The sequence below is a fragment of the Clostridium drakei genome (assembly GCF_000633595.2).
GTDB classification, from domain to species: Bacteria; Bacillota; Clostridia; order Clostridiales; family Clostridiaceae; genus Clostridium_AM; species Clostridium_AM drakei.
This window is the reverse complement of the sequence record NZ_JIBU02000023.1, coordinates 286073-303911: the sequence shown is the minus strand read 5'-3', so window position 1 is coordinate 303911 and position 17839 is coordinate 286073. Positions and strand designations below refer to the sequence as shown.

Annotated in this window: 20 protein-coding genes; 17 read left to right on the top strand and 3 right to left on the bottom strand. The window is 29.5% G+C overall.

What is annotated here, in order from left to right:
- Positions 1-26: 26 nt before the first annotated feature.
- From EG57_RS0213250 to EG57_RS0213205, 10 genes are all read left to right on the top strand, one after another.
- Positions 27-368: a putative DNA-binding protein gene (locus EG57_RS0213250; protein ID WP_032077668.1), complete on the top strand. Its 342-nt coding sequence runs from the start codon at positions 27-29 to the stop codon at positions 366-368.
- A gap of 12 nt (positions 369-380) precedes the next feature.
- Positions 381-1745 carry a signal recognition particle protein gene (gene ffh / locus EG57_RS0213245; protein WP_032077667.1) on the top strand — a complete coding sequence of 455 codons (1365 nt, stop codon included), beginning with the start codon at positions 381-383 and terminating at the stop codon, positions 1743-1745.
- Positions 1746-1777: 32 nt separating this feature from the next.
- Entirely contained in the window at positions 1778-2035 is a 258-nt protein-coding gene (gene rpsP / locus EG57_RS0213240) for a 30S ribosomal protein S16 (RefSeq protein WP_007060101.1), read from the top strand.
- 21 nt (positions 2036-2056) lie between these two features.
- A complete protein-coding gene (locus EG57_RS0213235; protein WP_029161481.1) occupies positions 2057-2284 on the top strand; it encodes a KH domain-containing protein in 228 nt (75 codons plus the stop codon).
- A gap of 86 nt (positions 2285-2370) precedes the next feature.
- Positions 2371-2859, top strand: coding sequence for a ribosome maturation factor RimM (rimM, locus tag EG57_RS0213230; protein ID WP_032077666.1), 489 nt, complete (start codon positions 2371-2373; stop codon positions 2857-2859).
- Entirely contained in the window at positions 2850-3566 is a 717-nt protein-coding gene (gene trmD / locus EG57_RS0213225) for a tRNA (guanosine(37)-N1)-methyltransferase TrmD (protein ID WP_032077665.1), read from the top strand. Before rimM ends, trmD begins: the two co-directional genes overlap by 10 nt.
- A 131-nt stretch (positions 3567-3697) precedes the next feature.
- Entirely contained in the window at positions 3698-4042 is a 345-nt protein-coding gene (gene rplS, locus EG57_RS0213220) for a 50S ribosomal protein L19 (protein WP_029161484.1), read from the top strand.
- A gap of 108 nt (positions 4043-4150) precedes the next feature.
- Positions 4151-4672: a signal peptidase I gene (gene lepB, locus EG57_RS0213215; protein WP_032077664.1), complete on the top strand. Its 522-nt coding sequence runs from the start codon at positions 4151-4153 to the stop codon at positions 4670-4672.
- 34 nt (positions 4673-4706) lie between these two features.
- Positions 4707-5549, top strand: a complete 843-nt coding sequence (gene ylqF / locus EG57_RS0213210; protein WP_032077663.1) for a ribosome biogenesis GTPase YlqF — start codon at positions 4707-4709, stop codon at positions 5547-5549.
- Between the two features lie 98 nt (positions 5550-5647).
- Positions 5648-6469, top strand: coding sequence for a ribonuclease HII (locus EG57_RS0213205; RefSeq protein ID WP_200880562.1), 822 nt, complete (start codon positions 5648-5650; stop codon positions 6467-6469).
- Positions 6470-6558: 89 nt separating this feature from the next.
- On the opposite strand, the gene EG57_RS0213200 is transcribed toward EG57_RS0213205, so the two are convergent.
- Positions 6559-6927, bottom strand: coding sequence for a YraN family protein (locus EG57_RS0213200; RefSeq protein WP_032077661.1), 369 nt, complete (start codon positions 6925-6927; stop codon positions 6559-6561).
- 324 nt (positions 6928-7251) lie between these two features.
- Here EG57_RS0213200 and EG57_RS0213195 point away from each other — a divergent pair, with 324 nt between their 5' ends.
- Positions 7252-8769, top strand: coding sequence for a YifB family Mg chelatase-like AAA ATPase (locus tag EG57_RS0213195; protein WP_032077660.1), 1518 nt, complete (start codon positions 7252-7254; stop codon positions 8767-8769).
- 48 nt (positions 8770-8817) lie between these two features.
- On the opposite strand, the gene EG57_RS0213190 is transcribed toward EG57_RS0213195, so the two are convergent.
- Together EG57_RS0213190 and EG57_RS0213185 are read right to left on the bottom strand one after the other, a co-directional pair.
- Positions 8818-9636, bottom strand: a complete 819-nt coding sequence (locus EG57_RS0213190) for a TIM barrel protein (protein ID WP_032077659.1) — start codon at positions 9634-9636, stop codon at positions 8818-8820.
- A 12-nt stretch (positions 9637-9648) separates the two neighbouring features.
- Positions 9649-10452, bottom strand: a complete 804-nt coding sequence (locus EG57_RS0213185; protein ID WP_032077658.1) for an MBL fold metallo-hydrolase — start codon at positions 10450-10452, stop codon at positions 9649-9651.
- Positions 10453-10634: 182 nt separating this feature from the next.
- Between EG57_RS0213185 and dprA the strand changes: the two genes are divergently transcribed.
- The 6 genes from dprA to pyrH all read left to right on the top strand — a co-directional run bounded on the left by dprA (position 10635) and on the right by pyrH (position 17835).
- On the top strand, positions 10635-11714 hold the full coding sequence (dprA, locus tag EG57_RS0213180) for a DNA-processing protein DprA (RefSeq protein WP_032077657.1): 1080 nt from the start codon (positions 10635-10637) through the stop codon (positions 11712-11714).
- A 145-nt stretch (positions 11715-11859) separates the two neighbouring features.
- A complete protein-coding gene (gene topA, locus EG57_RS0213175; protein ID WP_032077656.1) occupies positions 11860-13965 on the top strand; it encodes a type I DNA topoisomerase in 2106 nt (701 codons plus the stop codon).
- 250 nt (positions 13966-14215) lie between these two features.
- Positions 14216-14992 carry a GTP-sensing pleiotropic transcriptional regulator CodY gene (codY, locus tag EG57_RS0213170; protein WP_032077655.1) on the top strand — a complete coding sequence of 259 codons (777 nt, stop codon included), beginning with the start codon at positions 14216-14218 and terminating at the stop codon, positions 14990-14992.
- A 302-nt stretch (positions 14993-15294) separates the two neighbouring features.
- Positions 15295-15996: a 30S ribosomal protein S2 gene (gene rpsB / locus EG57_RS0213165; protein WP_032077654.1), complete on the top strand. Its 702-nt coding sequence runs from the start codon at positions 15295-15297 to the stop codon at positions 15994-15996.
- Between the two features lie 75 nt (positions 15997-16071).
- Positions 16072-16992: a translation elongation factor Ts gene (gene tsf, locus EG57_RS0213160; protein WP_032077653.1), complete on the top strand. Its 921-nt coding sequence runs from the start codon at positions 16072-16074 to the stop codon at positions 16990-16992.
- A gap of 129 nt (positions 16993-17121) precedes the next feature.
- Positions 17122-17835 (top strand): UMP kinase, encoded by a 714-nt coding sequence (gene pyrH, locus EG57_RS0213155; protein WP_032077652.1) that lies wholly within the window; start codon positions 17122-17124, stop codon positions 17833-17835.
- Positions 17836-17839 lie beyond the last annotated feature (4 nt).

The window sequence follows — 17839 nt, the reverse complement described above, 5'->3', positions numbered from 1 at the left end:
TGCAATTTTAAGTTGCAGTATATCTCATGGAAGAAAGAGTTAAACTTTCTATATTATTAGATTTGTATGGTGAACTTTTGACTGAAAAACAAAAAGATGTTATGGATCTTTATTATAATGACGATTTATCTTTAGCAGAAATATCAGAGCTTACCAATACTAGCAGACAGGCAGTTCATGATATTATAAGAAGATGCCATAAACTTTTAGTGCAGTATGAAGAAAAATTAGGTTTAATGGATATAAAATTTAGAATGAAACAGTTTAAGGAATGTCTTTTAAATGATATAAATGATTTATCAACACAAGATAAAGTTAATTTAAAAGCATTAAAGAAAATGAAAGAATATATAATAGATAATATTTAGGAGGAATAGCTCATGGCTTTTGAAGGATTGGCTTCTAAGCTTCAGGAAACCCTAAAAAAACTTAGAGGTAAAGGTAAACTTTCTGAAAAAGATATTAAAGATGCTATGCGAGAAGTAAAACTTGCACTTTTAGAAGCAGATGTTAATTATAAAGTTGTAAAAGATTTTATTAAAAAAGTTAGTGAAAAGTGTCTTGGAGAAGAAGTTTTAAAAAGTCTAACTCCAGCACAACAGGTTGTTAAAATAGTTAATGATGAGCTCTCAAACTTAATGGGTAGCACTGAAAGTGGAGTGCAATTTTCCTCTAGTGGATTAACAATGATAATGTTAGTAGGATTGCAAGGTGCAGGAAAAACTACTATGGCTGGTAAACTTGCACTTCAATTTAGAAAGAAAAATAAAAAACCACTTCTTGCAGCCTGCGATATATACAGACCTGCAGCTATAAAGCAGCTTCAGGTAGTTGGAAAACAAATAGATGTGCCGGTATTTGCTATGGGGGATAAGGTTAGTCCTGTAGATATATCAAAAGGTGCTATAGAGTATGCAAAAAATAATGGATTGAATGTAGTTATAATAGATACTGCAGGTAGACTTCATATAGATGAAGAGCTTATGAATGAGCTCAAAGATGTAAAAGAAAATGTAAAGCCAGATGAGATATTATTAGTAGTAGATGCAATGACAGGTCAGGATGCAGTTAATGTGGCTAATAGCTTTAATGATCAGCTAGATATAAGTGGTGTAATACTTACAAAACTAGATGGTGATACGAGAGGTGGAGCAGCTCTTTCTATAAAAGCGATGACAGATAAACCTATAAAATTTGTAGGTTTAGGAGAAAAAATGAGTGATTTTGAAGTTTTCCATCCAGATAGAATGGCTTCAAGAATACTTGGAATGGGTGATGTACTTTCTCTTATAGAAAAAGCTAAACAGTCCATAGATGAAGAAGAAGCAAAAAAAATAGGAAGTCGTATGATGAGTCAGGAATTTAACTTAGAAGATTTCTTATCATCTATGAAACAAATAAAGAAAATGGGGCCAATGAATAAATTATTAGAAATGGTTCCAGGATTGAATACTAAAGAATTACAAGGTGTAGATTTAAGTGGTAGTGAAAAAGAAATGGTAAAGATAGAAGCTATCATAAGTTCTATGACCATAAAGGAAAGAAGAAATCCTTCATTAGTGAGTGGATCTCCATCAAGAAAAAAGAGAATTTCACAAGGTTCAGGAACTACAGTTCAGCAGGTTAACAAGATTCTCAAGGATTTTGAAAATATGAAGAAGATGATGAAGCAAATGAAAGGAATGCAAAAATCTTTCGGCAAAAAAGGAATGCTTGGTAAATTACCTTTTAATGGTTTTAAATAGATTGTAGATACTTTTTAAAGGAGGTGATACTAATGGCAGTAAAAATGAGACTAAAAAGAATGGGCGCTAAAAAATCTCCATTTTATAGAATAGTTGTAGCAGATTCAAGATCTCCAAGAGATGGTAGATTTATAGAAGAATTAGGTTATTATAACCCATTAACTGAACCAGCTACTATAAAGTTTAATGAAGAAAAAACTATTCAATGGGTAAAAAATGGTGCTCAACCAACAGAAGTAGTTAAAAGACTTTTTGCAAAAACTGGATTAAATGAAAAACTTGCAAAATAGTGTTACTGGGGGTGTAATATTATGAAAGAATTAGTTCAAATTATAGCTAAATCATTAGTTGATAACCCAGACGAGGTTCAAGTTAATGAAATTGCAGGTGAACAATCTATTATTCTTGAACTAAAAGTTGCACCAGATGATATGGGAAAAGTAATAGGAAAACAGGGTAGAATAGCTAAAGCTATAAGAACTGTTGTGAAGGCAGCAGCTATAAAAGAAAACAAAAGAGTTGTTGTTGAAATAATTTAAGAGTTAGGTAAGCCTAACTCTTTTATTATATATAATTAACGTGAATTTTCATTAATTAATTTGAGGAATTAGGAGGATTTATTCATATGAAGCAGTTTGTAACTGTAGGACAAATAATAAATACTCATGGTATTAAAGGAGAATTAAAAGTATATCCTTTAACAGATGATTTAAGAAGGTTTAGAAAACTTCAAAAGGTTTATGTAGAAGGCGTAGAAAAAAGTGTAGTTTGGTGTAAACTCCAAACTGATAAGGTTATATTGAAAATTGAGGGTATTGATTCTGTAGAAGAGGCTATGAAATATAAAGAAAAATATTTAGATGTATCTAGAGAAGATGCGGTTAAATTACCAGAAGGCAGTTATTTTATTGCAGATATAATTGGATGCAGTGTAGTAGGTGAAAATGGTGTTGAATATGGTAAGATAGCAGATGTGATTAAGACTGGCAGTAATGATGTATATTGGATAAAGGAAGGAAAGGAACTTTTAATTCCAGCTTTAAAGGATATTATCATTGATATGGATATAGAAAATAAAAAAATTGTAATAAAGCCGGTGGAAACATGGCAGTAAAAATAGATGTTTTGACACTTTTTCCTGAAATGTTTGACATATTTAATCACAGTATAATAGGAAAAGCTAAAGAAAAGGGTATTGTAAATATAAATACGGTTGACATAAGAGATTATACATTAGATAAGCATAAAAAAGTTGATGATTATCCATATGGTGGTGGAGCAGGAATGGTCATGGCTGCACAACCTATAGTAGATTCCATCAAGAAAGTAAAAGAAAGTAATAAAGGAAAAGTAATATTTTTAGGTCCAAGAGGAAATAAATTTAATCAGGAGACTGCAAAAAAACTTTCTAAGGAAAAGGAATTAATTTTTCTTTGTGGTCATTATGAAGGTATAGATGAGAGAGCATATAAATATATAGATATGGAAATATCTTTGGGAGATTTTGTGCTCACAGGTGGAGAAATGGCCTGTATACCTGTAATTGATAGTATATGTAGAATGATTGATGGAGTTTTAAAAACTAGTGAAAGTTATATAGATGAATCTTTTTATAATGGTGTATTAGAATATCCGCAATATACTAGGCCGGAGTATTTTCAAGGAGAAAGAGTACCTGAAGTTTTGATTTCAGGACATCATGAAAATATAAGAAGGTGGAGAAGATTACAATCTTTAAAAATAACCAGAGATAGAAGAATAGATTTATTTCAAAAGCTAAATTTATCTGATGAAGATAAAAAACTTTTAAAGGAGCTTTAGAAAAAATAGAATTTTATATTGAAAAAATTGTATATATATGATAAAATGAATTTTGTGCTACTACAGGCGCTCCGCTGTCTGCTCATATAGCTGGGCATGAACGTCGAATAAAATTTAGGAGGTAATGCACAATGTTAGATATAATAAAGCAAATAGAAGCAGAACAAATAAAAACTGACTTACCAGCATTTAATGTAGGTGATACAGTAAAGGTTCACGTAAGAATCAAAGAAGGTAACAGAGAAAGAATTCAAGTTTTTGAAGGAACAGTTTTAAAAAGACAAAATGGTGGATTAAGAGAAACTTTTACAGTAAGAAGAGTAGCTTACAATGTTGGAGTTGAAAGAACATTCCCTGTTAATGCTCCTATCATTGAAAAAATAGAAGTAGTAAGAAGAGGTAAAGTAAGAAGAGCTAAATTATTCTACTTAAGAGATAGAGTTGGTAAAGCTGCAAAAGTAAAAGAAATAAGATAAGTAAATTTGTAAATATTACATAAGTTAGTTATCTGGTATAAGAAATATTATGTTGAAAATGGGGCTTAATAAGTCCCTTTTTTTGCATATTAGGGTGGTGTGAAAATTTTGGTAAAAGAGTTAATAGAACTTGGTAAGTCAGTAATTATAGCTATAATAGCGGCGTTTCTAATAATAACATTCGTGTTTGAGACTGTAAGCGTTGATGGTCATTCTATGGATCCAACTTTAGCTAACAAAGATAGGCTAATAGTGGAAAAAGTAACATATTACTTTAGTAAACCAAAGCCTGGTGATATAGTTGTAATAAAATATCCAGCAGATCCAAAGGAAAAGTTTATAAAAAGAGTAATAGGTATAGCTGGAGATAGAGTAAAGATAGAGAATAATAAGGTATATATAAATGATAAACCTCAAGATGAAAATTATATACTTGAACAAAATATGCGCGATTTTAGTGAAGTAACAGTTCCAGATGGCACAGTATTTGTATTAGGTGATAATAGAAACAATAGTAGGGATAGTAGATATTCAGATGTAGGGTTTGTAAAATATAATATGGTGGTAGGAAGAGCTGCATTACGAATTTATCCATTCAGTAAATTCGGGAGCTTGTACAAATCAAAATAGATGAATTTAGGCATAAGAAAGGATAAGATAAAATATGGCTATAAATTGGTTTCCAGGTCATATGGCCAAAACTAGAAGAGAGATAAAAGAAAACTTAAAATTAGTAGATGCTATAATAGAGATCAGAGATGCAAGAATAGTAAGGTCTAGTAAAAATCCAGATATAGATGATCTATGTGGTAATAAGCCTAGAATAATATTGCTAAATAAAAGTGATTTAAGTGAAGAAAAAGTAACTAAGGAATGGATAAGAGCACTTTCTAAAGATAATATAAGAGTTTTAACTGTAAATTGTATTACAGGTGAAGGATTAAAAAGTATTAAAGCAGTAGTAAATGAACTTTTACAAGAGAAACATGAGAGAAAGAAAGCAAAGGGTATTGTGAATATAACTGATAGAGTTATGGTAGTAGGAATACCTAATGTAGGAAAATCATCTTTTATAAATAAAGTTGCTAAAAGCAGTATAGCTAAAACTGGAGATAGGCCTGGTGTTACTAGAAGCAGGCAGTGGATAAAGACTAAAATAGGTATTGAGCTTATGGATACTCCAGGAATTTTATGGCCTAAGCTTGAAAGTGAGGAAACTCAACTGAATCTTGCATTTACAGGAGCAATAAAAGATGAAGTAATGGATATTGAAGAATTAGCATTAAAGCTTGTAGAAAGGCTTCAAGATAAATATCCACAGAAGTTAATGGAAAGATATAAGCTTAAAGAATTAAGTGAAACACCATTGGACAATATGGATAACATAGGAAGAAAAAGAGGAGCTGTAATAGCCAGAGGTGAAATAGATTATAATAGAGTGGCAGTAATGCTTTTAGATGAATTTAGAGGTGGAAAAATAGGGCATATTTCTCTTGAAACACCATAAAATGAAAGACAGTTTATAGAAGGTGGAGATGTTCAATTATGGGTGAAAGCATACAAGATAATCATAATGAAATTTATGATATAGAACAAAAAGTATTTATGGAAATCAGTAGTTTGAAAATGAAAGATATTAAACTTTATACGAACTATTTGAAGAAAAATTATTTTCATATTGAAAAAGATACATTAAGCAAGGTACTAGAATGTTTAAATAAAGATGGCAGGAAAAATGTAAAGCTTCTATCAGAAAGTTTAAGTAAATATTCAGTTAAACAGGAAAATGAATTGATTAGGGTTAAATCTATGTACAGCTTTGATAAGAATTTTGGAAATTATGTATATATAGCTGGAGTAGATGAAGTTGGAAGAGGACCTTTGGCAGGTCCCATAGCAGCTGGTTCAGTAGTTCTAAATTTAAGGTCCAAGGATTTAAGCGATTTGCTGCTTGGAATTAAAGATTCTAAAAAGCTTTCACATGACACTAGAGAAAGATTATCAAAACTTATAAAAGCTAAAGCTATAAGCTATAATATTTCAGTTATAAATAATGCAGAAATAGATGAAAGAGGAATAGCATGGTGCAATAATGAAGTGCTTAGAAGAGCGGCTTGTGGATTAAAAATTCAGCCAGATTTAGTGCTTTCAGATGGTTATGCTGTAAAAAATTTGAGTATAGAAAATGAATTTGTAATAAAAGGAGATGCTAAAAGTGCTAGTATAGCATGTGCATCTATAATAGCAAAAGTTTATAGAGATAACTTAATGCAGGAATATTCTAAGATATACCCGCAATATGGCTTTGAAAGAAATTCAGGTTATGGTACGGAAGAACATATTGAAGCCATAAAGAAATATGGAATTTGTAAAATACATAGAAAAAGTTTCCTAAAAAATATTTTGCCACATAATTGTATAACCTAATATTTGAAGCAAAAAATATTCTTCACGTCTATAAAAAACATACACATTAAAAATTGTATTAAGCATATGAATTTTATCATATGCTTTTTTTACATTTCAAAGGCATCTTTAATAAGTCTTATAGATGGTATGTTATTGGAATTATTTAATATAATTTCTATAACATCAAATCTAAAATTAAATTTAAAAAGTTTCTTTTTCATTATATAAATTTCTGCAGTTTTATATATTTTGTGCTGCTTAGAATAAGTTACAGCTTCACAAGGATTACCATATAATGAACCATATCTAGTTTTTACTTCTATGAAGCAAATATAATTGCCATCACGTCCAATTATATCTATTTCACCTATTTTACATCTAAAATTTCTGTCTAATATGGTGTAACCAATTTGTCTTAGATAATTGTTAGCAATATCTTCGCCCAGGAAACCTATTTCCTTGTTAAAAGAATGCATAAATTTGCTCCTTTCGAAAATATATTATATTGTTCATTTTAACCAATAAATTAATAAAAATCCATCTAAAAGTGCAAATATTAATGAAAAGAGTTTAAATTTTTAAATGTTGTAATAATTATATTTGCTTATGCAATAAATTAATTTATTAAGATATGTAAATAAACTCTATATAAATTAGAAAAATACTTAACAAATTAACATATATTAATTTTAACAATATTAATTAGTATTGTAAATATAATATTTACAACAAAGAATATACATTGAAAAAATGAATATAAATGGATATCGATGTTAATAATTAAGTTGAGGTGATATCCAATGACAATTAAAATAAATTCTGCTACATTTACTGGTATAGAAGGTGTAGTAGTATCTGTAGAGGTAGATATTGCAAGAGGAATGCCGTGTTTTAATATAGTTGGACTTGCTGATACTTCTGTTAAGGAATCTAAGGATAGAGTAAGAGCTGCAATAGTAAATTCAGGTTTTGATTTTCCTGTAAGTAGAATAACTGTTAATTTAGCTCCTGCAGATATAAAAAAAGAAGGAGCTCTATTTGATTTGCCTATAGCTATAGGTATTTTAGCAGCTGCAGAACAGATAAATTTCGAAGATTCTGAGAGTTTTCTTATAATGGGTGAACTATCCCTTTCAGGGGAATTGAAAAAAGTTAGAGGAATATTACCTATTGCCATTGAAGGTTTAAAAAATAATATATATAGTTTTATCCTGCCAATGGAAAATGCAGAGGAGTGTTCAGTAGTTAAAAAAAGTAAGGTATATCCATTTAGTAATTTAAAAGAAGTTATAGGATATATTATGTACAGGGACTTGTTACCATATAAATATAAAAGTATAGAACATAATAGGAAATGTTTACTAAATTTTGAAGATATACTGGGTCAAGAAAGCTGTAAAAGAGCTGTAGAAGTTGCTGCAGCTGGAAATCACAATTTACTGATGATAGGTCCGCCTGGTTCTGGAAAAACTATGATTGCGCAGAGGATACCGAGTATACTGCCTCCATTAAATTATGAAGAGGCTTTAGAGGTAACTAAAATTTATAGTGTTTCTGGAAACTTGAAAGATGCTAAAGGGCTGGTAAGGGAAAGACCATTTAGAAACCCTCATCACACAACTACATGTGTTGCATTAGTTGGTGGAGGAAGAAAGCTTATGCCAGGAGAAGTATCACTTGCACATAATGGTGTTTTGTTTCTAGATGAAGTTTTGGAATTTAAAAAATATGTTTTAGAAGTTTTAAGGCAGCCTCTTGAAGATAGAACAGTAAAAATATGTAGAGCTTCTGGAACGGTATCATATCCATGTAATTGTATGACTATATTTTCTATGAATCCATGTCCTTGTGGATTCTATGGTTCAGATAAGCAGTGTGTTTGCAGTGAATATGAAAGAAAAAAGTATATGAATAAATTATCTGGACCTATGCTTGACAGAATAGATATATTTACTTTTGTAAAGTCATTATCCTATGAAGAATTAAAAAATAAATCTAAAGGTGAATCATCTGAAATAATAAGAAATAGAATACAAAGATGCAGGAAAATCCAGCAAAATAGATTTAAAAATGAGAATATATTTTGCAATTCCCAAATGGATAGTAAGTTAATAAGAAAGTATTGCAAATTAGATAATAAATCAAGTAAAATAATAGAGAAAATTTACAATAAGTATAGCCTAAGCACAAGAGCTTATACTAGAATTTTAAAAGTAGCTAGAACTATAGCTGATTTAGATGAAAGTGAATCTATTAAAGAAATTCACATTATAGAAGCACTTCAGTATAGAAAATTTTTAAATAAGAAAATTATTTAAGTTATAGAATGAACATAATGCGAAGCTTTGATTCGCATTATGTTCATTCTACAAACTATTATATGTTTCTTTAAGCAGAAGAGCATCTTTTTCTAAAATAGGGCTTTCACATATGATGCAGCCTTTTACTTTAAATTTTTTTAAAGCTTTTAAGCAAGCAACATAATTAAAGTCACTTTTTTGAAGTGGAAGATGATTCCTTTCGCCTTTTATAGTGTAATTTATACCTGATAAATGTATATGGATATCTTCTAAAGCATTTTTTCCTAATTCATCTTCAATATATTTAAGAATGGATTCAAAACCTTCATAGTCTTTTAAAATTCCATTAAATCTAGCATGAATATGTGAAAAATCTATACACAATTTGCAGTGAGTTATTTCTTTACATAGAGAAACTAATTCTTTCAAATCACCAAATTGTGTACCTTTACCAGTGGTTTCTAACCTATAATCTACACCTAAATAAGGTAACTTCATTAAATTATTTTTTATGGTAGTAAAGGTTTCTTCTTTTGAATCCTTTAAATAGAAACCTGGATGAAAGATTAGACTTTTACCTTCAACCTTTAATAGACCTTCAGCGCCTTTAACTATTCTTTCCATAGATTGTTCTTGCTTTTCTTTTTCATCAGCATTTAAATTTATATAATAGGAACCGTGAGCAGAAAGATAAAAATTATTATCTATTTTTGCTTTCAATATTTTATCTTTATTTTTCTCTGTGACATTTACAGAGCGCACAAAAGGTAGTTCCATTGCATCTAATCCTATAGATTTTAAATAAATTATGCCTGATTCATAATTAAATTTTTTATTTCCATCTCCAATAGGTATACCAGATATACCAAATAACAAATTGTCCACAGTTAAACCTCCTTAAAGATTTATTATTTCTAGATCATTAGGTACTAATATATTTCCACTAAAAAATTTTTTGCCTTCTTCTGTATAAAGTTCTTTTTTAACTTTAAGATTTGTATCTTCAGAATGATATAAAATTACGTTTTTAACATTTAATTTAGAGGCATTTTCACAAGCATCTTTTACTGTTGAATGAAATTTTTCATAAGGTTTGAATATATGCCTTTCAGAATATAAACAAAAAGCTTCATGCAATAAATAATCAACCTTATAAGCATATTTGAACAGCGAATTTTTATAGGGTTCATCACCTAGAAAGGTTAAAGTTTTTCCATTTTTTAAATTTAAATTGAAGCCAAATTGTAAATGCTTGTTGCTTTCGATGTCAAAAAAGTTTACATTCCAATTAAGTATTTTTAAGAAACTATTATTTTCTATTTCTTTAAAAAGGATTCTATTATCCATAAAGTTTGTAAATTTTTTTTGAAGAAGTAAATTGCAAATGGTTCGTATTACTTTTATTACTTCTTTATGAGCATATATATATAAATTATTTTCATAACTTTCATTTAAAATTTTTTGAGCTACAGCTCTTACAATCCAAATAATACCTGTTATGTGGTCATTATGGCTATGAGATATAAAAACATGATGAATATTACTAATAGATATATTAGTACTTTCCAAATTGGATAAAATAGTATTGCCACCACCAGCATCTATTAGAAAATGTTCCTTGTCATTTGAAAGAGTAAAGCATGTATTATAACATTTTGTAACCATAGCAGAACCTGTACCTAATACAGTTAATTTTTCCAAAGTAAAGATCTCCTTTCTTAAATATAAAACTTTCATCAATAATTGTTTTAAACAAATAATAATATAACATATAAATAAAGAAATATGAATAAAAATATATTTGGATATTTTTTGTGAATAAAAAAGAAGAATTATGACAACAATTTTACATATTAATTGTATGTTTTTGAAAGGGGATAAAAATGAATATTTATGATTTATGGTTTAGTTCTATAGAATTATCAAATAGAATAAAGTTACTACTATTAAAAAATATGATGAGTACTGAGCAATTGTGGAATTATGCCTTCTATGTAAAAGATAGTGTAACTATTAATGAAAAGATTAGATTCTATTTAAAAAAGGCATGGGATAAAGTTCAATTAGAATCTTTATATACATATCTTTCAACTAAAGGAATTGAAACTGTAGTTTTTAATGAAAAAGTATATCCTAAAAATTTAAAAAATATTGTGGATGCACCTGCAATAATGTTTTATAAAGGAAACATAAATGGTATAAGTGAAAAATTATCAATTGGAATTGTAGGTTCTAGAAATTGTAGTGTCTATGGAGAAAATGTTGCAGAAATTATAAGTAAAGAACTTTCAATAAATGGAATGAATATAATAAGTGGTATGGCTAGAGGTATAGATAGCTTTGCACATAAAGCCTGTTTAAAGCAGAAAGGATACACTTGTGCAGTTCTGGGATCTGGAATAGATGTGGTATATCCTAAAGAAAATGAAAAAATATACGATAAAATTTCAGAAAATGGTTGTGTATTATCGGAATTTTTACCAGGAACAAAGCCATTGTCAAGAAATTTTCCAATAAGGAATAGAATAATAAGTGGTCTTAGTGATTTAATAATTGTAGTTGAAGCCGGAGAAAAAAGTGGATCACTTATAACTGCAGAGTTAGCTTTAGATCAAGGAAAAGATGTTGTAGCGGTTCCGGGAACTATATTCTCAGATCAAAGTAAAGGAACTAATAAGTTGATTAGAGATGGAGCATATGTATTTACTGGTTTTGAAGATTTGTTTCAAATATTAAATATGAAATATGTATGTCAAAATTCTAAAAAATTAAAACAAATGACAATTATAGAAAAAAAAATTTATGATAGCATAACTGATACTCCTGCTCATATAGACGATATATTTGAAAGAACTAATATTGACATAAAACAATTATATGAGGTATTATTTGAATTGCAGCTTAGAGATGAAGTAATATGTATTTCGGGAAATTATTATGCTAGGATAAACAAAGCGCTGTGAAAACATTAATGTAACAAAATCAGGTATATTTATTTAGATAGGGAATAGTATTTAGTAAATGTAAAGAAAATAAGTAATATAAGTGTGTAGTTCAAAACGAGGGGGTGTGAAAACTCTGGTGTAAAATAATTCATCGGAGCACAAAATGGGACAAAAATTAGTTATAGTAGAATCACCAGCAAAAGCTAAGACTATAGGAAAATATTTAGGTAAAAACTATATAGTAGAAGCATCTATGGGGCATGTAAGAGATCTTCCCAAAAGTCAATTGGGAGTTGATATAGATAATAACTATAATCCTAAATATATAACTATAAGAGGTAAAGGGGAGTTATTAGATAAATTAAAAAAGGAAGCCAAAAAAAGTGACAAAATATACCTTGCAACCGACCCTGATAGAGAAGGAGAGGCTATTTCATGGCATTTATCACATGTGCTTAAATTAGATGAAGATGACAAGTGTAGAATAGAATTTCATGAAATAACAAAAAATGCTATAAAAAGTGCTATTAAAGAACCAAGGAAAATAAATGTGGATTTAGTTAATGCACAACAGGCAAGAAGAGTTTTAGACAGATTAGTTGGATATAAGATAAGCCCAATTTTATGGAGAAAAGTAAAATGGGGATTAAGTGCAGGAAGAGTTCAATCTGTTACCTTAAAAATGGTATGTGATAGAGAAAAGGAAATAGAGAACTTTGTAGCAAAAGAATACTGGACTGTAGAATGTGAATTAGCTAAAAATAAAACTAAAAAATCTTTTAAAGTTAAGCTAAATACTTTTAACAAGAAAAAAATAGAAATAGGAACAAAAGAAGAAGTAGATAAAGTAATAGAAGAACTTAATGGTGGAGAATTTATAGTAAAAGGTATTAAGAAAACATCAAAAAATAAGAATCCATTAGCGCCATTTACAACTAGTACTTTGCAACAGGATGCTTATAAAAAGTTGAATTTTGCAACTAAAAGAACTATGTCAATAGCACAGCAATTGTATGAAGGTATTGATATAAAAGGTTATGGGGCAGTTGGTCTTATAACATATATGAGAACGGATTCAGTTAGAATAGCTGATGAAGCACAGGAAGCTTGTAAAAATTTTGTTAGTAAAAGTTTTGGTGAAGATTATGCACCAAAACAATACAGAACGTTTAAGGGAAAGAAAAATGCCCAGGATGCACATGAAGCAATAAGACCAACTAATGTGGAAATAACTCCACAAATTGCTAGAGAAAACCTAAAAGATGAGCAGTATAAATTGTATACATTAATATGGAATAGATTTGTGGCAAGTCAAATGTCTTCTTGTATAATGGATGTTACATCTGTAAGCATAGAAAATGGTGGATATTTACTTAAGGCAAGTGGTTCTTTAGTTAAATTCGATGGATTTATGAAAGTGTATGAATATGCAACAGAAGAAGAAAAAGAAGATATAAATTTACCGCTACTAGAAGAGGGTGAATTGCTTCAAAAAAAGAATATAGAAGGTAAACAACACTTCACTCAGCCACCAGCTAGGTATTCAGAAGCTACTGTTGTAAAAACGTTAGAAGAAAAAGGAATAGGAAGGCCTAGTACTTATGCTCCAATTATATCTACATTATTAGATAGAAAGTATGTGGAACGTGAGAAAAAGACTTTAAAACCAACAGAACTTGGCTATATAGTAAACAATATAGTTAGTGAGTATTTTAAACAGATAGTAGATGAAGAATTTACAGCAGAGATGGAAGAAAAGTTAGATTGTGTTGAAGAAGGAAAACAAAATTGGAATACAGTAGTAAATGAGTTTTTTACTCCACTAAAGGATGCTATAGATATAGCTGAAAAAGAAGTAGCTAAAGTTACAATAGAAGATAAAGTTACAGATATAAAATGTGAAAAGTGTGGAAGATTTATGGTTATAAAACATGGTAGATTTGGAGATTTTCTTGCATGTCCTGGTTATCCTGAGTGTAAAAACACTAAAGCAATAGTGGAGGAACTAGATGTAAAGTGTCCTAAATGTGGTGGAAATATTTTAATCAAGAGAAGCAAAAAAGGAAGAAAATTCTATGGGTGTAGTAATTATCCAGATTGTGATTTTGTAAGTTGGCTTGAACCTGTTTCCCAAAAATGCTCTATTTGTGGAAGCTATATGGTAAAAAAACATAGTAAGAGTAAAGGTGATTATTTGCAGTGTTCCAACAATGAATGCAAGAATATAGAAGATATAGTAGAGAATCAAAGCATCAGTGAAAATAAATAAAGGTTATTAGCTAAAATGTCGAAATTTATAAAATTGATGTTGAAAAGTAATAATTATTATGTTATCATGGTTAGAGAATGGACAATAATTCTAAATATTTTAAAAAGTCTAAATTATTAATACAATAACTCATATTTGTTTAAGTCTTTAATAATTGAAAAAAAAAATTCATATAATTAAATTAAACACAGATAGATGTATAAGTAATAATGGTTAGGACTAGTATAAAAATAAAAAAGGAGGAATACAAATGACATCATTGTTAAATAAAACAAGAATGTTAAATAAAATATTACAAAAATCAGGAACAGAACCAGTTGTTTTTGATGATATATGTAATTTATTAAGTGAAGTATTAGTTTGTAATGTTTATATAATAAGCAGAAAAGGAAAAGTGCTTGGATATAACTTTTCAGCAGGTTTTGAATGCGAAACAGTTAAAGAGAAAGTTTTAAATGAAATGAGATTTCCAGAAGGATACAATAATAAACTACTTAATATTCATGAAACACTTTCAAATTTAACTAACAATGGTATTTGTGTTTATGATGATAGTGAACCTTGTGCCATAAAAAATAAGCTAACAACTATAGTACCTATAAATGGAAATAGAGAGAGATTAGGTACATTGATGCTTGCAAGATTTGATGAAGACTTTACAGATGAAGATTTAATATTATCTGAGTATAGTGCTACCATCATAGGACTTGAGATACTAAGAGCTAAACATGATGAAATAGAAGAAGAAGCAAGAAAAAAGGCAGTAGTACAACTTGCAATAGGTACACTTTCTTATTCAGAATTAGAAGCTGTAGAACATATATTTAATGAATTAGATGGCAGTGAAGGATTACTTGTTGCTTCTAAGATAGCAGATAAAGTTGGTATTACTAGATCTGTAATAGTAAATGCACTAAGAAAATTTGAAAGTGCTGGAGTTATTGAATCAAGATCACTAGGTATGAAGGGAACACACATAAGAATACTTAATGAAAAGTTGTTAGATGAATTAAAGAAAATAAAATAGTGAATGAAATGTTTTAAAAACCCACATGAATAAATCATGTGGGTTTAATAAATGAATTATTTTAAATTTTACATATTTTTGTATTGGTATAAAAATTCATAAATTTGAAAATAATCTTAACAGAAGTAATAGATTTTAAATAGTATATAAATTAAAATTTATTGTTGAATAGAATCAACGCTTGTGATATACTACTAAGGTAAGAAAATACGCACATTATCCAATTCATGGAATAGTGCCTTGCTTTAAGGTGTTCTATGAATATGACGGTAGTGGAGGTAAAAACTAGGAGGTAAAAATTTATGTCAGTTATTTCAATGAAACAATTATTAGAAGCAGGTGTTCACTTTGGACATCAAACAAGAAGATGGAACCCTAAAATGGCTCCATATATATTCACAGAAAGAAACGGAATATACATTATAGACTTACAAAAAACAGTTAAAAAGGTTGAAGAAGCTTATAATTTTATAAGAAGCGTTTCAGAAGAAGGAAAAGATGTTCTATTTGTTGGAACTAAAAAACAAGCTCAAGAAGCTATTAGAGAAGAAGCAAAGAGATCAGGAATGCACTTTGTTAATAATAGATGGCTTGGTGGAATGATGACTAACTTTACAACAATCAAAACTAGAATTGGGAAGTTAGAAGAATTAGAAAAAATGGAGGAAGATGGAACTTTCGAAGTTCTTCCTAAGAAAGAAGTTATAAAGCTTAAGAATGAAAAAGAAAAATTAGAGAAAAACTTAGGCGGAATAAAAGAAATGAATTCTGGAAATGTAGGAGCATTATTTATTGTTGATCCAAGAAAAGAAAAAAATGCTATATTAGAAGCTAAAATTCTTGGAATTCCAGTAGTAGCTATAGTTGATACAAACTGTGATCCAGATGAAGTTGACTACGTAATACCAGGAAATGATGATGCAATTAGAGCTGTAAAATTAATAACAGCTAAAATGGCAGATGCTATTATAGAAGGAAGACAGGGAGAACAACTAGCTGAGTAATTTGTGGAGGTAGATGAAGAAAGAAGTTTTCTTCATTTACCTTTTAAATCAAATTTGAATTTGGAGGAATTTACGATGATAACTGCACAGATGGTTAAAGAGTTAAGAGAAAGAACTGGAGCAGGCATGATGGACTGCAAAAAAGCTTTAAATGAATCTAATGGAGATACAGAAAAAGCTGTTGAAATATTAAGAGAAAAAGGTTTAGCAGCAGCTGCTAAAAAATCTGGAAGAATAGCTGCCGAAGGTTTAGTAAAAACTTTTATTTCAGAAGATGGAAAAGTTGCTTCAATAGTAGAAGTTAACTGTGAAACAGATTTCGTTTCAGTTAATGATGCTTTTGTAGAGTTTGCTGATAATGTTGCAAAACAAGCAGCTAATACAAATGCTGATACAATAGAAAGCTTCTTAGAAGAAAAATACATAGCAAATGGAGAAAAGACAGTTCAAGGTGCTGTAACAGACTTAATAGCAAAACTTGGAGAAAATATGGCAGTAAGAAGATTTCAAAAACTTTCTGTTGAAAATGGAGCAATTGAAAGCTACATCCACGGTGGTGGAAGAATTGGAGTTCTTGTAAAACTTGAATGTGAAAAAGACAACGAAGTTTTAAAAGAAATTGCTAAAGATGTTGCTATGCAAGTTGCTGCAACAAATCCATTATTCTTAAATAAAGATTCAGTTGATAATGAATCTTTAGAAAAAGAAAAAGAAATCTACAGAGTTCAAGCATTAAATGAAGGAAAACCAGAAAAAATCGTTGAAAAAATGGTTATGGGAAGAATTCAAAAATACTATAAAGAAAATTGTTTAGTAGAACAGGTTTGGGTAAAGGATTCAGAACTTACTATTCAAAAATATCTTCAAGCAAAATCAAAAGAAGTTGGTGCTCCAATAACAATAGCTTCTTTTGTAAGATTTGAAAAAGGCGAAGGTATAGAAAAGAAAGAAGAAAATTTTGCTGAAGAAGTTCAGAAGCAGATACAGGGTAAATAGCAACTGAAAAGAGAACACTGCGTGTTCTCTTTTTTTAAAGTGTGATTGTAATGAGTTTTAGAAAATTCGTAGAAAGTAAAACTTAATATCAAATAGTATGTAATTTTTTACAATTTGGAGGTATAATATATGTGTAAGCCTAAATATAAGAGAGTAATGTTGAAACTTTCAGGAGAAGCTTTAGCAGCAGACAAGGGTTATGGTATAGACTTCGATGTTACTAATAAAATAGCTGAAGAGATAAAAGCCTTAGTAAATATGGGAGTAGAAGTTGGTGCTGTTGTAGGTGCAGGAAACATTTGGAGAGGAAGAAGTGGAGAAGGTATGGATAGAACCACTGCTGATTATATGGGCATGCTTGCTACATGTATAAATGCTTTGGCACTTCAAGATTCTCTTGAAAATATTGGAGTTAATACAAGAGTTCAAACAGCAATAGAAATGAGAGAAGTAGCAGAACCTTTTATAAGAAGAAGAGCTATGAGACATTTAGAGAAGAGTAGAGTAGTAATTTTTGGTGCTGGCACAGGAAATCCATATTTTTCAACAGATACTGCGGCGGCGTTGAGAGCGGCTGAAATAGAAGCAGATGTTATACTTCTAGCTAAAAAAGTAGATGGTGTTTATGACAAAGACCCTCATCAATATTCAGATGCTATAAAATTCAATAAATTAAGTTACATAGAAGTATTAGAAAAAGGATTACAAGTCATGGATTCTACAGCAACATCGTTGTGTATGGATAATGACATTCCTATATTAGTGTTTGGGTTAGATAACCCAGAGAATATAAGAAAAGCTATATTAGGTGAAGAAATTGGTACATTAGTTTGCAAAGAATAACAAA

Bases quoted from the DNA above. Each gene is read 5' to 3' on its own strand.
- EG57_RS0213250 (WP_032077668.1), top strand. From the start codon at position 27: ATGGAAGAAAGAGTTAAACTTTCTATATTATTAGATTTGTATGGTGAA.
- ffh (WP_032077667.1), top strand. From the start codon at position 381: ATGGCTTTTGAAGGATTGGCTTCTAAGCTTCAGGAAACCCTAAAAAAA.
- rpsP (WP_007060101.1), top strand. From the start codon at position 1,778: ATGGCAGTAAAAATGAGACTAAAAAGAATGGGCGCTAAAAAATCTCCA.
- EG57_RS0213235 (WP_029161481.1), top strand. From the start codon at position 2,057: ATGAAAGAATTAGTTCAAATTATAGCTAAATCATTAGTTGATAACCCA.
- rimM (WP_032077666.1), top strand. From the start codon at position 2,371: ATGAAGCAGTTTGTAACTGTAGGACAAATAATAAATACTCATGGTATT.
- trmD (WP_032077665.1), top strand. From the start codon at position 2,850: ATGGCAGTAAAAATAGATGTTTTGACACTTTTTCCTGAAATGTTTGAC.
- rplS (WP_029161484.1), top strand. From the start codon at position 3,698: ATGTTAGATATAATAAAGCAAATAGAAGCAGAACAAATAAAAACTGAC.
- ylqF (WP_032077663.1), top strand. From the start codon at position 4,707: ATGGCTATAAATTGGTTTCCAGGTCATATGGCCAAAACTAGAAGAGAG.
- EG57_RS0213205 (WP_200880562.1), top strand. From the start codon at position 5,648: ATGGAAATCAGTAGTTTGAAAATGAAAGATATTAAACTTTATACGAAC.
- EG57_RS0213200 (WP_032077661.1), bottom strand. From the start codon at position 6,927: ATGCATTCTTTTAACAAGGAAATAGGTTTCCTGGGCGAAGATATTGCT.
- EG57_RS0213195 (WP_032077660.1), top strand. From the start codon at position 7,252: ATGACAATTAAAATAAATTCTGCTACATTTACTGGTATAGAAGGTGTA.
- dprA (WP_032077657.1), top strand. From the start codon at position 10,635: ATGAATATTTATGATTTATGGTTTAGTTCTATAGAATTATCAAATAGA.
- topA (WP_032077656.1), top strand. From the start codon at position 11,860: ATGGGACAAAAATTAGTTATAGTAGAATCACCAGCAAAAGCTAAGACT.
- codY (WP_032077655.1), top strand. From the start codon at position 14,216: ATGACATCATTGTTAAATAAAACAAGAATGTTAAATAAAATATTACAA.
- rpsB (WP_032077654.1), top strand. From the start codon at position 15,295: ATGTCAGTTATTTCAATGAAACAATTATTAGAAGCAGGTGTTCACTTT.
- tsf (WP_032077653.1), top strand. From the start codon at position 16,072: ATGATAACTGCACAGATGGTTAAAGAGTTAAGAGAAAGAACTGGAGCA.
- pyrH (WP_032077652.1), top strand. From the start codon at position 17,122: ATGTGTAAGCCTAAATATAAGAGAGTAATGTTGAAACTTTCAGGAGAA.